At 36.0% G+C, this 15481-nt stretch carries 15 protein-coding genes and 1 tRNA gene; 10 read left to right on the forward strand and 6 right to left on the reverse strand.

Features of this window, described 5'->3' with window-relative positions:
• Positions 1–22: 22 nt before the first annotated feature.
• Entirely contained in the window at positions 23–493 is a 471-nt protein-coding gene (locus AC2A07_RS04890) for a helix-turn-helix transcriptional regulator (RefSeq protein WP_484049475.1), read from the reverse strand.
• Positions 494–497: 4 nt separating this feature from the next.
• The gene (locus AC2A07_RS04895) at positions 498–1010 is read right to left on the reverse strand and encodes a hypothetical protein (protein WP_484049476.1); all 513 of its coding nucleotides are present in this window, start codon (positions 1008–1010) and stop codon (positions 498–500) included.
• A 369-nt stretch (positions 1011–1379) separates the two neighbouring features.
• Here AC2A07_RS04895 and AC2A07_RS04900 point away from each other — a divergent pair, with 369 nt between their 5' ends.
• Both AC2A07_RS04900 and AC2A07_RS04905 read left to right on the forward strand, forming a co-directional pair.
• On the forward strand, positions 1380–2684 hold the full coding sequence (locus AC2A07_RS04900; protein WP_484049477.1) for an AAA family ATPase: 1305 nt from the start codon (positions 1380–1382) through the stop codon (positions 2682–2684).
• A gap of 2 nt (positions 2685–2686) precedes the next feature.
• Positions 2687–3388 (forward strand): HNH endonuclease, encoded by a 702-nt coding sequence (locus AC2A07_RS04905; RefSeq protein WP_484049478.1) that lies wholly within the window; start codon positions 2687–2689, stop codon positions 3386–3388.
• Positions 3389–3394: 6 nt separating this feature from the next.
• Here AC2A07_RS04905 and AC2A07_RS04910 read toward each other — a convergent pair whose 3' ends face one another.
• Both AC2A07_RS04910 and AC2A07_RS04915 read right to left on the reverse strand, forming a co-directional pair.
• Positions 3395–5035: a hypothetical protein gene (locus AC2A07_RS04910; RefSeq protein WP_484049479.1), complete on the reverse strand. Its 1641-nt coding sequence runs from the start codon at positions 5033–5035 to the stop codon at positions 3395–3397.
• A gap of 149 nt (positions 5036–5184) precedes the next feature.
• Positions 5185–6603 carry a protein kinase domain-containing protein gene (locus AC2A07_RS04915; RefSeq protein WP_484049480.1) on the reverse strand — a complete coding sequence of 473 codons (1419 nt, stop codon included), beginning with the start codon at positions 6601–6603 and terminating at the stop codon, positions 5185–5187.
• 309 nt (positions 6604–6912) lie between these two features.
• On the opposite strand from AC2A07_RS04915, the gene AC2A07_RS04920 reads away from it, so the two are divergent.
• The 5 genes from AC2A07_RS04920 to AC2A07_RS04940 all read left to right on the forward strand — a co-directional run bounded on the left by AC2A07_RS04920 (position 6913) and on the right by AC2A07_RS04940 (position 11119).
• Positions 6913–8244, forward strand: a complete 1332-nt coding sequence (locus AC2A07_RS04920) for a hypothetical protein (RefSeq protein ID WP_484049481.1) — start codon at positions 6913–6915, stop codon at positions 8242–8244.
• Positions 8241–8927: a relaxase/mobilization nuclease domain-containing protein gene (locus AC2A07_RS04925; protein ID WP_484049482.1), complete on the forward strand. Its 687-nt coding sequence runs from the start codon at positions 8241–8243 to the stop codon at positions 8925–8927. Before AC2A07_RS04920 ends, AC2A07_RS04925 begins: the two co-directional genes overlap by 4 nt.
• Complete coding sequence (locus tag AC2A07_RS04930; RefSeq protein ID WP_484049483.1) at positions 8900–9430, forward strand: hypothetical protein; 531 nt, start codon at positions 8900–8902, stop codon at positions 9428–9430. Before AC2A07_RS04925 ends, AC2A07_RS04930 begins: the two co-directional genes overlap by 28 nt.
• A gap of 73 nt (positions 9431–9503) precedes the next feature.
• Complete coding sequence (locus tag AC2A07_RS04935; protein WP_484049484.1) at positions 9504–10118, forward strand: ParA family protein; 615 nt, start codon at positions 9504–9506, stop codon at positions 10116–10118.
• Positions 10088–11119, forward strand: coding sequence for a recombinase family protein (locus AC2A07_RS04940; protein ID WP_484049485.1), 1032 nt, complete (start codon positions 10088–10090; stop codon positions 11117–11119). Before AC2A07_RS04935 ends, AC2A07_RS04940 begins: the two co-directional genes overlap by 31 nt.
• Positions 11120–11191: 72 nt before the next feature.
• Here AC2A07_RS04940 and AC2A07_RS04945 read toward each other — a convergent pair.
• Positions 11192–11265, reverse strand: a tRNA-Arg gene (locus AC2A07_RS04945).
• 47 nt (positions 11266–11312) lie between these two features.
• Between AC2A07_RS04945 and AC2A07_RS04950 the strand changes: the two genes are divergently transcribed.
• Genes AC2A07_RS04950 through AC2A07_RS04960 form a run of 3 tightly spaced genes read left to right on the forward strand, consistent with a single transcriptional unit; the run spans position 11313 to position 15090 of the window.
• Positions 11313–12359 (forward strand): ABC transporter substrate-binding protein, encoded by a 1047-nt coding sequence (locus tag AC2A07_RS04950; protein WP_484049486.1) that lies wholly within the window; start codon positions 11313–11315, stop codon positions 12357–12359.
• 39 nt (positions 12360–12398) lie between these two features.
• The gene (mtgA, locus tag AC2A07_RS04955) at positions 12399–13043 is read left to right on the forward strand and encodes a monofunctional biosynthetic peptidoglycan transglycosylase (protein WP_484049487.1); all 645 of its coding nucleotides are present in this window, start codon (positions 12399–12401) and stop codon (positions 13041–13043) included.
• Between the two features lie 13 nt (positions 13044–13056).
• Positions 13057–15090, forward strand: a complete 2034-nt coding sequence (locus AC2A07_RS04960) for a recombinase (RefSeq protein WP_484049488.1) — start codon at positions 13057–13059, stop codon at positions 15088–15090.
• Here the strand turns inward: AC2A07_RS04960 and AC2A07_RS04965 are convergent.
• Positions 15068–15364 (reverse strand): hypothetical protein, encoded by a 297-nt coding sequence (locus tag AC2A07_RS04965; RefSeq protein WP_484049489.1) that lies wholly within the window; start codon positions 15362–15364, stop codon positions 15068–15070. The genes AC2A07_RS04960 and AC2A07_RS04965 overlap by 23 nt on opposite strands.
• Positions 15365–15481: the final 117 nt, after the last annotated feature.

The following is a 15481-nucleotide window of genomic DNA, read 5'->3' on the forward strand; positions in this document are numbered from 1 at the left end:
TTTTAACAGAAAACAAAAAGAATCACACTTCAAGCATTTTTGAATAATCATATTTTTCATATTCTTTATTGTTTTTCTCTTCTTTCCTCAATTCGGTAATTTCATTCTTAATTTGGATACCGTACCAATATTCAGGTTTGGTATGAGTAAAGTAGCTTATTTTTAAAGCCACTTTGGCATTGAGCTTTCTTTCACCAATAAGATATTTATGTAGATTAGAATCCTGCATGTCCAGATATCTTGCAAAATCCTTTTTTGTAATATCGAATGTTCGAAGATACATTTTTACGAAATCTAAAAGTTTTAGATTTTCTTCATTTGCCGTTTCATCTGAAATGTAGTCCTCGATTTTATATTGAATAGACAACAATTCATTTCTTAACAATCGTTCTTTGCTTTGACCTGCAGATTTCTTGCTGATGAAATCTTTTACCAGATTTCGCTTAGACTCATTAAAAACATTTTCTATTTTAATTTCTTTTGTTGCTTTCATGTCTCTAACTATTTAAATAAAACTCAATTAACTTTTCGCCATTCTCAGGCGATATGATCATTAATGTTGTGCCTTCCAGTCTCATGGCTTTGTATTTTTTAGAATACAAAGTCATTAATTTTTCTTCATCTTCCTGTGTTTCTTCCTGAACGTCAAAAGCAAGCCATCCCTTGTTAAAATCCTCCCCATGAATGAAACTCAATCTGCTTGCAAATGCAATAAGGCATCCTGCCACTTTATCATATCTCTTATCTTTTCCTTTGTTATGAGGGGAGATTTCCAGATAGGCCATGTAAGGATCTGTTTTATCACGCATTTCAAAAATAAGGCATCCTTCAATAATATCCTCAGAGTGCTCACATACCAAAACAAAAGTCCTGACATTTTTGGCCTTCGAATGTTTTTTGAAGTTGAATCTCCAGTTATCGGTTAAAGAAGGTAGACCTCCTTTGTAATTTACAGACTCTACAATTTTCGCCTCAACTGGTTTTTTATTTAGCAGATCATCTATTCTCATGAAATCATTTGCTTTGATCAAAGATAATGAAAATTATACAAATTGTATAATTAATTGAGTGAATTTTTCAGAGAAATTCTTTGACCTTCAGAAATCGATTTAGCGAGTAAAATGACTCAAAAAATAGTAACTGTGCTATGATATTTCCAATTTTATCCTACCTCTTAATCTGAATTCTTGTTACAAAACATTTTAAAAATTAATCTATGGAAAATAAATCGACTCGCATAAAAGATTTTGTAAACTCCAAAATATAGGTTTAGAAACTTAAAATTTAACTATTTCAGCTAAAAATATAATCTATTCTGTTATATTTGTATATAAATATTAATTAATAGTATTTTTTAATTATTATGTTATTATAAAGTTATGATAATCAATAAAATAGACCTGCGTAATTTTCGAAACTTCGAAAATTCAACCTTTCATTTCTCAACCCAGTTCACCGTTGTTATTGGAGAGAACGGGAAGGGGAAATCTTCCATATTACAAGGGTTGCGAGTAGCTGCCGGTACTTTTCTTATGGGGATTGATGAAGCGGAACGTTATCATATACAAAAGGAAGATGTAAGAAGAATTGATCTGGAAAATAGGTTTGTACCTCAGAAAGGATGCAGCGTCAAAGCATATGGTATCATCAATGATGATCGAATCGCATGGATGCGCTCAAAAACAGCAAGTCGAACAGATTATAAAAATGCTTTTAATATTATAAGGATTGCTGAAGGATTAAACCATAAAGTCAATGTTGAACTTGAGGAGAACATCGATCTGCCAGTTATCAATTTCTTCAGTACGTCACGTTTGTGGGTCGAGCCTAAGCAGACAGTTAAATTGAAGAAAAAAGGTTCCAGATTAAGAGATGGATATGCACGTTGTATTGACAGTCGAACTGACAAAACCTCTCCGATGGAATGGATCAAATCGGCCTATTGGAAAAGGCTGAAGGGCAAAGCGGAAAGTGTATTGTTGGATGCCGTATTTGAAGCTATCGATACCTGTATTCCCAATTGGTCACCACAGGAGTGGGATGAAGACTCTGATGATCTTGGTGGAATTTTAAAGGATGAAAATGGTAAAGAATCATTCATTCCCTTGTTCTATTTGAGTGATGGACTTAGAACCATGGCTGCGATGGTAGCAGAGATCGCTTACCGCTGTGTTGTTTTGAATTCTCATTATGGACGGGATGCTGTCAAAAAGTCTAAAGGAATTGTTTTAATTGATGAAATAGATATGCATCTCCATCCCAAATGGCAACAGGGTGTTGTTAATGATCTTAAAACCGCATTTCCTAATATTCAGTTTATTGCAACTACTCACTCACCATTTATCGTACAATCACTTAAAGCGGAAGAATTGATTAATCTGGATGCAGTGGTGGAAGAAGATCCTGACAAGATGAGTATTGAGGAAGTAACGTCCCATATTATGAAAGTGGAGCCGAGAAGTCTGGAATATCAAAAAACCTATGATAAAACAACATATTATCTTGAGTTGTTAAATGACATTACCCTTGGTGATAATTTCGGGACAAAAAGAGAAAAGTCCGGGGAGCTTGATAAAATAGAAAAAGAGGCTGAGATCAATGATCCTGCAGCAGCAGCATTTTTAAGGATGACGAGACTGGCCACTTTAGGTCCGGATAGAAAATCTAAAAAAGAAGAAGAGTAACGATGCGTCCTGTAGAAAGAGGTCCTGTACCATTGGAGGCAGATGGGAGTAATAAAGTTTTTACTGCATATGGAAACGCACGTCGTGATCTTATTGACAGGATGGGGCAGTACTGTTCCTACTGTAATCAAAAATTGCCATCTTCTCTGGCTGTTGAACACGTCCAGCCAAAAGACCCGAATCCAACATTAGAACTCGAATGGACTAATTTTTTATTGGGCTGTACCAATTGTAATTCTACCAAGGGTGACAAGCCTGTCGATCTACCAGATTATTTATGGCCGGATGTGCATAATACATATTTAGCATTCACCTACACTCCTGATGGCAAAATTGATGTAGATCCAGGCCTGCCGGTTGCTTTAAAAGTAAGGGCTCAAAATATGCTTAATCTTGTTGGATTGCAGAATTATCCGGACAATCCAACTGCCAGCGACCGCAGATGGCTTAATCGTAAGGATGCATTTTTAAAAGCAAATATAGCATTGGCTCTCTATCAATCGGCTTCGGCAAAAGGAGCTGCAACAGAATTTGAGAAAGCCTTGGGGTTATGGGCATCCGACAATGGATTCTTTTCTATTTGGATGTTTGTCTTCAATGCCTACCCAGATGTGAAGCGACAGATCGTCTTGTCATTTAAAGGAACCGCAGACACTTGTTTTGATACAGATGTCAATCCGTTGCAACGGACGGCAGAATTATAGATCATTTTACTTTCCATCAAATGTTTTTAGTTCTTCGGGAAATATAGAATAAGTTGCTTTAAAGTGATTTCTGACCCAGTCTTTCATTTCTTGGTCAGAATATTTTGTTGTCAGCCAGCGATAGTCATATTTGAAAGGTCCTTTTTCCGTGATCCATTTAAAGGTCATGTCGTACGTGGTATTAAATGCATAGAATGTCTGAAAGGTCTCCATTGTATTCTCCTCATGATGATCGTCGAAAATCGTGGGCCTTATCTCTCCACCGATCACATCAATAAATAAAGCTTGGTGTCTGTTGAATATTTTCTCAACCAATGAAAGATCTAAATCTTTCTGAACTTGTCCTGTCATTGATCTACCGATCCAGCAGAATACATTGGGATATTTGATCTTGTCTTCTTGGAACCTGATGTATTTGGCGGTAAAAAGTCTGATGGATAAATTTTCGGGTTTGAATTTCATTTCACTTTCTTCCTTCAGTAGAGCTCGAATAGAAGTATGTTCTTCAGCCCAGTCTGCCACAATTGCGCTCCCTACCCAAGGTGGTAAGCAGACAATGTATTCGCACAGCTGCTCAGAAAGATCGATATACTCTTGTCGTGAATAATCTTGAATGGCAGTGGTCCATTTGTCCTTCTCTTTTGATATAGAGCTACAAAGCAAGGTAAATCTGATTCCGGGATCAGAGCAGATAATGAAAGATTCATAGTCCATGATGTCGGATGGAAAACCTTCTACGGGATTGATCGCAATATCGCAGATGAGTAAAAATAGGCCGATAACAGAATTATTCAAATTATCCGGCCGATCGATCCCTGTGTATTTAAGAAATAGGTTGAAAGCTTCAACATAAATACCCTCCAACATTCCCATCTCAGCGAAATCATCGTAACTATATTTATCCCCAGTTGCAATTGACAGATACTGAAGTTGATTAAATCTCGCTTGTCCCTCATAAATTGTTGTAGTGCCAAGTTCTGATATGGTCATCCCTGCATCCGTAACAAATCCAGGAGCCTGCTCTTTTTCCGCCTGTTTGAATTTTTCTCTCCAGTCCCTGATCTTGGGAAGGAAATTGAATTCTGGATCTATAGAAACAGAAAGGACGTAAATCGAAGTTGACCATAGCATATGAAAGGAGTGTCCCATGTTTAGGAAAAAGCGCTTGTCATTTAAAATCTTGTTGATGTTGCCATTATCTGCAATAAACGCCTTAGCATATCCTATATCATGATAATAATTCAGGATTTTGTTGACTTCCTTATTCGAATTATTTCCGGTTTGTGAAAAAATGTGCTGATCATATTCAATGATGGACTTGAATTTCTCATTCCTTTTCACGAGTGTGTTAAGATAACGATGTGCTAAATGCGCTAGGGCGGGATGGCTGATGCTTGTGATAAATCCAAGATGCGATCCCACGTGTTGCCACCAGTGAATCGTTTCATGCATGTAGGTTGAAAAAGCCAGTATTCTGTCAGAACTTAGATCATTCTTTGCCAATGCTTTATGCACTTCATCATGCAGTCTGATCACGGATTGTATGGCATTATAAGTTCCTCTTGCGCTTTCCCCGCTCAAACTAGATTCCAGATCCGATTCTTGAAGCTCCTCGGTATTTAATAATTGTAGATTTAACTTCTTCATTACATTCAATTTTAACTTGATTCGATTCTAATCTGCAAATAAGAAAAATAAAATTTTAAGAAATTCATCGAAAAATTAACCTGTTTAAAATTACACTATATTAATTACTAATGCAGTAATAATCTATAGCATACATTCTAAATATGTCATTAGTATAAATTTTTTATTTTCGTTAGTAAATCTTTGTATTCTGAATTACTCATCGTATTATGTAAACCAGTATAATGATCGAAGCGACCGCTAAGATTGTTGATATTAGCTGTTTTTTGAACTATTAAGATGCTACCCTCTAAACATAGAGAAACTGCTCTTAAACTTGGACTATAGTCATCTTCATCTGTGTTTTTATTAGTTTCAAAAATATCGTAGGATTGATTAATGTAAATGTGTTCCTCTTTATCGTAAATGTCAGTTCCAAAGAATGGTTGTATGGTATCAAACTCTAACCTAAAATAACTCCAATTGAAATCATCCATAAACTCAAAAATAAGCTTCGCAGGTTTAATAATGTATGATTTGTTAATAAACAAATAATCCGCTCCTCTTAACCTGATTACCTCAACAGTTGTGAAATCGTCCCCTCCTGAAACGGGAAAAAATACATGGTTTAATTGGTCATAGTGGGAAAATAGAATATCTAAAATTGTATTTATGAAAATTATATCTGTCCAAACGCAAGAATGTGGGACTGATACAGGAAATATTATTTCAATTGCATCTTGCCACTCAATTCCGTTCCGTAAAAAATATTCATTATTACTTTCGAACCAAAATTCAAATCTGGACTTAAATTCCAGAATATCAGGTCTTCTTACCGGATCATTGTGAGTAGCGTCTTGCAGTAGTTTTTCAAGTAGTACTAAAGAATGGTATTCAATAGAGCCATAAGTTGTCATTTGATTGATCTTAACATCAATATAATGGCTTAAACCGATGGTGCTTGAAGATGAGTACTGACCATCGAAGCTTAACCAGCTTTTTGTAAGAATAACCCAAATTGTCTTTGCGAGAGAGTACACGTCTGCTTTCTTATATTCTGCGCTTGAGGAAATTCTTTTCATTTCGGGAGCAATTGTAAATGCCGGACCTATCTTTTCATTTGGCTTGGATACCCTTACTTGTTTGGGAAAATTGGCTAAACCAAAATCTGATAATTTAGGATCATCACCGATCACTAAAATATTTTCAATTTTAATATCCCTATGCGTGATTCCATTACTATGGAGGTATTCAACAGTATTTATAATATTTGAAATAATACTAAATGTTTTTTCTAATGAAACCTCTGTTGATAAAAATTCCTTCATACTAACTCCCAACGGCATTATGTAGTAAGGAGTCGATTTAATATTTTTACCTGTAGGAATAAAGAAATCCAAGATCTCAATTATCCCACTGTATGATGTGTTTTTAATGACAGTTATTTCATCTCTAAATCGTTTGTATGCAGTGTGATTTTTGTATTTTATAATCGTTTTTTTAGCAAATTCATTAGTTCCATCAGTTACCTTCCAGACGATGCCATTGCCACCTCTACCTATTTGCTTGAGTTGTTTGTATTTATTCAATGTTATTAATTTTAATAAAATTAACCTTTTTAATTTTTAAACAGCCATTTTATCAATTAAATATGAATTTCCCACCATGCTCCTCCATAATGAAGGACAGATCCATTGCCGTATTCTGAAAAATTTCTTGAATAGTACCAGTCACACCATACCATTCCAAAGAAGTTTCTTTACAAAGAAAAATTGTATCATCAGAAAAATCGATATTGTGACGACCAAAAGAGGGAAGAAGGGAAGGTCTGAACTGAAATTGAATACTTCCTATTCTTTAAGCAGGATCACAAGGTCGATGGATATGATGAATACGGTATGAGGAAACAGGGGTTTCAGAATGATAATGTGCCGTATCCTGCGACAATGTATGACATCAACGGAACCTGGGATCAGTCGAGATATACCGATTGGCAGAAAGAACTGATCGGAGGGACGGCTTATGCCTATGCGGTTCAGCTTTCATTGAGCGGTGGATCTGAGACCACATCCTACAATATAAGCTATGGTCATAATGAACAGTCTACGGTTCTGCCTGCTGATTTCAGGTACAGGACGGATAATATCAATGCGAATTTTTCTTATTTTACGCCTGACAGGAGACTGGAGTTCAATTTTGTCAACACATTCTCCTTTCAGAAGAACAATGTTCAGAATGATGACCTGACCCTGAAAAGTATTACCCTAAGTCCGAATGCACCAGCGCTCTATGATGGCTTTGGCAATATCAACTGGGAGAATGGTACGTTTACGAATCCTGTGGCCTCTTTTCTGAGTGAATATATTAACAAGACCGCATTTTTTAACAACGGGCTGAATGTCTCCTATAAGTTGTTTCCTTTTCTGTCGGTTAAGATGAATGCCGGGATCAGTTATCAGAATTTCGAGGAACGGTCATTGAAGCCGCACACTATTAATAATCCTGCTTTAGGTCAGACGAGTTTGAATTCAACGTCTTCCAAGAATAATCAGGTAAACTTCTCCTATATACTGGAACCGCAGATCGTGGGAACGTATCAGTTGGGAGATCATCAGTTAGAGGCTTTGATAGGGACGACCCTGCAAAAGACACAGTCTGATCAGGGTGCTATCACGGGAAGGGGATTTGAAAGCAATGCACTTATTGATAATATCGGTGCTGCCAGTGTCAAGACGATCTCAGATCAGGTGCGCAGTGAGTATAACTATACGGCAGTATTTGCCCGATTTAATTATCAGCTGAAAAAAAGGTACATCCTGAACCTGACCGGACGACGGGACGGTTCCAGCCGTTTTGGTCCCAATAACCGCTTCGGAAACTTTGGGGCAGTTGGCGGGGCTTGGCTGCTCTCGGAAGAGAATTTCTTAAAGGATTCAAAATGGCTGAGCTTAGGGAAGATCAGAGGAAGTATAGGAACAACGGGAAATGACAAGATAGGGGATTACCAGTACCTCAACACATATATTGTATTAGCGTTCATTGAAAAGCAAGATAACATCTTCGGAAAAATTGAAAACAATATCAACCAGGTTGCAAAAATAGCAAATGGTCAGAAGTTTATCAGTGAAAAAGAACTTAGAAATTTTTCGGATAAGTTATCAGAGATCCTAATTCTGAAAAAAGAACAGAATGAAATCTTTATAAAAATCTTTGCAAAACTATCAAGATGATTGTTAAGATCATGGATCCGGCAGGTCCCAGTTTTCCAGGAGTTCATTATAACGATAAGAAAATTGATAAAGGAACCGGAGAATTAATGTTGATGAAGAATTTTCCTTCCTTCATCAACGAATCAAGCAGCAAGGAGGAAGTAAAAAACTATTTGAGAGCTATTTCGATAGGGAATAAAAAAGTAGTGAAACCTCAATTTCACGCGATGATCTCTACGAAATTTCAAGAACATTCGAAAGAAGAGCTGACTAAGATCGCTGAGAATTTTATGGATGAAATGGGGTACGGAATGCAACCTTTCATTGTGGTTTTTCATATTAATACCGATAATAATCACGCTCATATAGTTACTACAAGAGTCGATAAACAGACAGGAAAAAAGATCAATGACAGTTATGAAAGGCTTAAAGCCCAAAAAGCATTAAGTGATACAATGGAAAAATTGTATGGTCAGAAACCTCAAGAGGAACTTAGCAAACTGTTGAGCTATAAATTAAGTTCGCTCAATCAGTTGGAAACTTTACTTAGCAGAAATGGTTACAAGATAGGCAAAAACACAAGTGATGAAAATTCTTTTAACATTTTAAAGAACGGGGTTATACAGCGGATAATTTCAGGGGATCAAATTGTTTTTGATAACAGTAAAAATGAAAAATGGCTAAGCAGATCAAAGCCATATTAAGCAAATACAAAGAATTGTATTCCAATAAGGTTTTTAAAGTGGAGGATAATAGAAAAAATGAAGCAGTGCTTCCAAAAGAGAAAACTACTGACGGAGGAAATGATTCAAAAATGAAGATTGCCTTTGAAAGCGAGCTCCAAAAAAAGCTGAAAGATGTTTTCGGGATCGATATGCTTTTTCATCATAAAGAAGATAAAAATCCTTTTGGCTACACCGTAATCGACCACAAAACGGGAAAAGTATATAAAGGAAGTGATCTACTGAAAATGAATGAAGTGTTTGAATTTACTTCTGACAAGCTGGATAAGAAGACTTTTGAAATACTGAAGGATTATAATATTCGCAGCCAGGAAACAAAGAATATCCTGCTTGAATTTTTTAAGAAGAATAATCCGGAAACAGAAATCAAGGACTTTATGCTTTTTGAAAACCGAGCTAAAAAAGATCTGGAAATCTACCGAAAAGTCCGGGAACTGCAAAAGATCCTGCTGAAAACGAATTAAAAAAACGAAGAAAAAAGAGAAGGTAAGCAACGACAGGGAATTTACCAAAACTAAAAACCGACAATCAATCAGAATGATCATCACTTTTGCCACACAAAAAGGAGGTACCGGAAAAACGACATTGGCGATCGCATTTGCCAATTACATTTCCGCCATTTCAGATAGGAAAATCAATGTTTTTGATTTCGATTATCAAAAATCATTTTACCACAAATGGAAAGAAGATGAAGTACTGGATGTTCCAAAATTGTATGATGTAGAATGTATAGACGAAGAACAGCCGTTTGCAGACTTTGAAACGCTCATTAATTTGAAAGACAGCAACGAGATCAACCTCTTTGATCTGGCCGGAACATTAGATGCGAAATACAGCGATCTGCTGATTTACAGTGATTTTATCGTGATTCCTTTTGAATATTCCGATGTATCTGCAAAATCAACTTTGGTTTTCGTGAATATGTTGGGATTATTGGAAAGTGAAGCTGAAAGAATTTTTATCCGCTCCAAATACGACAAAGGCTATAAATATTTGAATCAGGAGGGAATGGATACTGAAATTACAAAATACGGCATACTTATAAAAAGCCCTGTTTTCAAAAGAAACTGTCTGCAAACGATTGATACCAGAAAGCTGACGTACGAACAAAAATATGCGGTATGCGAAGAGCAATTAAAGAAGGACGAATGATGGGAATAGCTCCATACGGATACATTAATAGATGTACAGAAGATGAACGGAAGTATGTTGCAGTTAAAGAGCCTGAAGCAACAAACATGATCTGGGCTTTCAAACAGGTAGCCAAGGGACATTTACCTAGTGCGGTAGTGCTTAAGGAAATGAATAGAAGAGATGGTAGAAAACTCACAAAAAACGCATTTATGGATGCCTTGAGAAATATAGCCTATTGTGGGAAATTATTTCTAAAGGCATATAACGATGAAGAAGAGAAAATTGTTGAAGGAAAACATGATCCCTTAATTTCTGATGAACTTTTCATGAAAGTTCAGAATACTTTAAATCGAAAAAGTAATCAGGACGCATTTTTACCGGCAGGAAGGATTATCAATGAAGAACGATATCCTTTACGAGGATTGCTACTCTGCCCAAGATGTAATAAGACTCTTACAGCTAGCGGTGCTAAGGGCAGAAGTAAGCATTACTATTATTACCATTGTACAACAGCATGCGGTTTCAGGCATAATTCTGAAATAGTTAATGATCTTTTCCTCGAAGAATTATCAAAATTTAGGTTTAGTATAGGAGCTGAAAAAATAATGAATACCATCTTAAAGCAAAATTTTTCAATGGTTTCAAATGGCTTGAATGATGAAAAAAAGATTCTTCAAAACAAACTTAATCCTATTGAAGAAAGAATCGACAAAGCGCGAGATATGTATATCGACGATAAGATTGATGAAGAGGATTTTAGAAGAATTAAAATGAAGTATAAAACAGAAATAGAAAATCTCACTTTTAAACTAAACTCACTAAAAAGTTCTGGACCGACAAATGATGTTGAAAATAAGATGAAGCAGGCATTAAATGCCATTACAAAAATCTCTGAGAGATATAAGAATGCAAGTGCTATTGATAAAAGGGCAATTGTTGGTTTGATATATCCTGAAAAGTTAATCTTCAATGGCGAACATTTTCAAACCACAAAATCAACAGTCTTGCGGGTAATATAGCTTTGATAAACAAAAAGTTGGGAAATAAAAAAAACCGACAAAGAAGCGAAAAAACTCCAAATGTCGGTCTTGTGACCTCGACAGGATTCAAACCTGTAACCTTCTGAGCCGTAATCAGATGCGCTATTCAGTTGCGCCACGAGGCCTTGTTTAAAGGTTTGCAAATATAATACTTTTTTACTTTCTTTGAAAGATGAAACTGAAATTTTTATTGTTTTTTGCGTTTTTATCGGTAATATCCTGTAAACAAGAGTCAAAAATATCATCGCCCGACACAATTTCCATATCTTCAAAGCTGAACTACAGTGAAGATCATGGAATTGTGCATATACAGTCAGGAAAATTCAGATATGATCTGAAAGCGGATCAACTCCCGTTCAAAAAAGTTATTCTGCTGAATTCAAGTCTTTTAGGATTTATTTCTGAGCTTGATGCCGAAAATGTACTTGTTGGAGTATCAAGCCCGGAATATATTTATTCTCCAAAAATTAATGATTTAGCCAGACAGGGAAAAATTCAGAATGTTGGGAACGAACAAAAATATGATGTTGAAAAAATAATTTCCCTGAAACCGGACTGTATTTTCACCAATTATATTGCCAGTTTTGAAAATACGTATCAGCTTTTGAAGAATAACGGCATTCAGGTTATATTCCTCGATGAGTACATGGAACAGAAACCCTTGGAAAAAACGGCATATCTGAAACTTTTCGGAAAGCTTTTTAAAAAAGAAGAACTTGCAGATCAAAAGTATAAAGAGATTGAGAAAAATTATAGTGAATTGAAACAGCTGGCTTCAAAGTCAAAATTCAGCCCGAAAGTTTTAGCCAACGAAATGTATGGCGATGTCTGGTATCTGCCGGGAGGCAGAACATTTACAGCTAACTGTATTGCGGATGCTCATGCAGATTATATTTTAAAAGGCAATAATGAAGAAAAAGCAGTCACTATGAGCTTTGAAGAAGTGTATGCAAAATCCGGGCAGACTCAATATTGGGTGAACGCGGGAAATCACCTTTCAAAGAAAGAAATGCTCAACATCAATCCTTTTTACGGTAAGCTTGATGTTTTCAACAAAGGGAGGATCTATGGAATCAGTGCAAAAGAAAAACAGAAAGCCAATGATTTTTTTGAAAGCGGAGTTGTACGTTCTGATTTAGTGCTGAAAGATTATATAAAAATATTCCACCCGGAACTTTTATCCGATTATCATCTTACTTACATGAAAGAATTACAATAGATCAAAGTAATTTTTTATTTTTGCAGAAGTTATTAGCCTATGTGGAAGAAAGTAAAACAATTTATTTTTATCGTTCTTATTTTGAACGTCGTATTCATCATTTGGGGAAGATTCTTTAATCCACCCATTACCATTACTCAGATCGGAGGGCTTTTTGAGTACGGAAAGCTGAACCGGGATTATATTTCCTATGATGAGATGGGCAGTAATGTGAAAAAAGCGGTTATTGCATCAGAAGATCAGAAGTTTTTCAATCATGACGGTTTTGATTACACGGCGATTGAAAAAGCGATGAAGAACAATGAAAAAGGGAAAAAACTGAGAGGCGGAAGTACAATCTCCCAGCAGACCGCCAAAAATATTTTTCTTTGGCAGGGCAGAAGCTGGATCAGGAAAGGCCTCGAAGCGATGTACACTTTTATTATAGAGAAAGTCTGGAATAAGGATATAATCCTCGAAAGATACCTGAATTCTATTGAGATGGGGCAGGGTGTTTTTGGAGTCGAAGCGGCATCACAATATTATTTTGCGAAATCTTCCAAAGACCTCAATACTTCGGAAGCTGCCTGGATTGCAGCGGTTTTGCCTAACCCTAAAAAATATGATCCCAAAAATCCTTCAGCCTATCTGAGAAAGAAACACAACTGGATCATGAGACAGATGAGAAATGTAAGTTTGAAATAGTATCTTTGTACTAATGAAATTTCTCAGTTCAAGTACAAAAAATTTTGAATCTGTTCTTAAAAAGTTTTTTTCTTTTAAGAATGAAACCCTTTCTCTGGAACCATTGGCAGAGTTTTTAGAGAGCATCAAGAAAGTCGATTTTACCGACGTTCTCAATTGTTTTAAGGCAAATCCAAATCTGACAGCAAATTTTACGTACTATATTCATAATATTTTTGAGGATAGGCCTTTCAATTTATCTCTGACCGAAGCCAACATCCTGTCTGAAAATGCTTTTTTTCCTGAATTGAAAAAACGCATCCTTAATAAAATTTTACCACCCGTTGAAAACGAGAAGACGGTTTGGTATATGGTTGACAATATCAGTTTCAGGCCCAAAAAAGATCTTGAATATCTTCATAACCTTCCTGAAAATGAGATGAATGAGTTTTTTAATATCCTCGGGATCTCAGATTTTATCCAGAAACCAAAAGTCAAAAGGGAACTTATTTTCTCAATGAATATTCTTTCATGGAGGGTAACCGGAATGGCACTGGATGTAGAAGTGGTAAGAATGGCACCTGAATACAGGAATTTTGATAACCCGTTCTTAGCATTGCAGAAGGAACTTGAAACGCTTGCTGAAGAATTTAAGATCAATCCTGACATACAGCTGAATTCCAAAGACAGCAGGTATAAACAAATTAAAATCTATACAGAGCAATGTCTTGATTTCGTAAATATTGCTTTTAAAAATTCTTCCAAATACGGTATTTCGGGAAAAATCAATCAGGCTCTTTTAAAAATCCGTCAGCAGACCCAGAGAATTTATGAAATTGTGCAGTTGCTCGTGATTGATACCGATGCAGATGTTATCATTAAATCAAAGCAGCTCATCTTTAATATTCTACGATATAAATCACACAAAAATAATATTTCAGAGCTTTTTAATGACAGTACCAGGATGATTTCCCATCTGATTACCAATCATACTGCAGAAACAGGAAGTCATTACATAACCTCCAACCGGAAGCAGTACATGAAAATGTTTTACAAAGCGAGTGGTGGAGGAATTATTGTAGGGGCTTTGTGCGTCTTGAAAATGTTATACGGTTTTATGCCGGGAAGCGACTTTTTCCATGCTTTTTTATATTCATTAAATTATGCAATGGGATTTGTTATGATTTATCTAATGGGCTTCACATTAGCCACCAAACAGCCCGCAATGACCGCTGCGACGATGACAAAAGTGTTGTCTGAGCAGGGAAATACAAAAAGGAATAACACGGAATTTGCAGATTTGGTATCTAAATTATTCAGGAGTCAGTTTATAGCATTCGTTGGAAATGTCTTGCTGGCCTTTCCGGTTGCAATGGCAATCATCTATGGTCTGGATGTATTTTTCTCACAGAATCTTGCCGTTGAAAAATCAGATAAACTGTTAAGGGACTTAGATCCGTTTAATTCCAAAGCGATTCTCCATGCAAGTATTGCCGGTTTTTACCTCTTTATTTCAGGGATCATCTCCGGGAATATCGGGAATAATTCCATTTTCTTTCAGATTCCGGACCGGATTGCAAAAAATCAGTCGATTAAAAGGGTATTTGGAGCCAGATTTGCCGGAAGCCTTTCAAAATATTATGCCAAAAACTGGGCAGGAATTGTATCTAATTTCTGGTTTGGTGTTTTTCTCGGAGCCACCGCACCGATCGGTTTATTTTTCGGATTAGACCTTGATATCCGTCACATCACTTTTGCTGCAGGAAACTTTGCATTGGGATTGTATGGCAGAGATTTCAGTGTAGACTCTTATACCTTCTGGCTGGCGCTTCTTACTGTATTTATTATCGGATTCTTCAACTTCCTGGTAAGTTTCAGTTTGTCGATGTTCCTGGCATTTAGGTCCAGAAAGCTTAATTTTGGCGAAGTAAGTGAAATTTACAGGGAAATTTTCAGGTATTTCCTGAAAAATCCTCTGAAGTTTTTCATCCCGTTACGTTCAAGTTTTGATTTTAAAACCAATGATATGATGCAGAAATCTATGCCTACAAAATCTGAAGATCAGTAAACTTTTCTTCTCCGAATTTATCCTGAAACTTTTTCAGATAAAAGCTTCTGCGCATTTTAAAATCATTTTTCAGAAGGGGGGAATCAATTTTGATAATGATTGTTCTGTCTTCAATATTGACGCTTTCAATTTCATTGAATAAACTTTCATCAAGATATTCCTCAAGAAAGTCTTTGATTTCAAAAGCCATTAACTTGTCTTCAAAACCATAGATTCTGGCAAAAGATTTTACCAGTTCGGAAGACTGAAATTCTCGTTTTTTATTTCTTTTCATGGTGAATTTTAGATATTCGCAGCTTGGAGTTTGGATTACATTTAAAATTCAGGAGTTGTTTTCATTCTGTTTCCTGATCCGTTTTTTGAAATTATTACTTTTTACAGCCGACCAATG

It is taken from the genome of Chryseobacterium sp. HNCC26DJ238 (genome assembly GCF_057180465.1).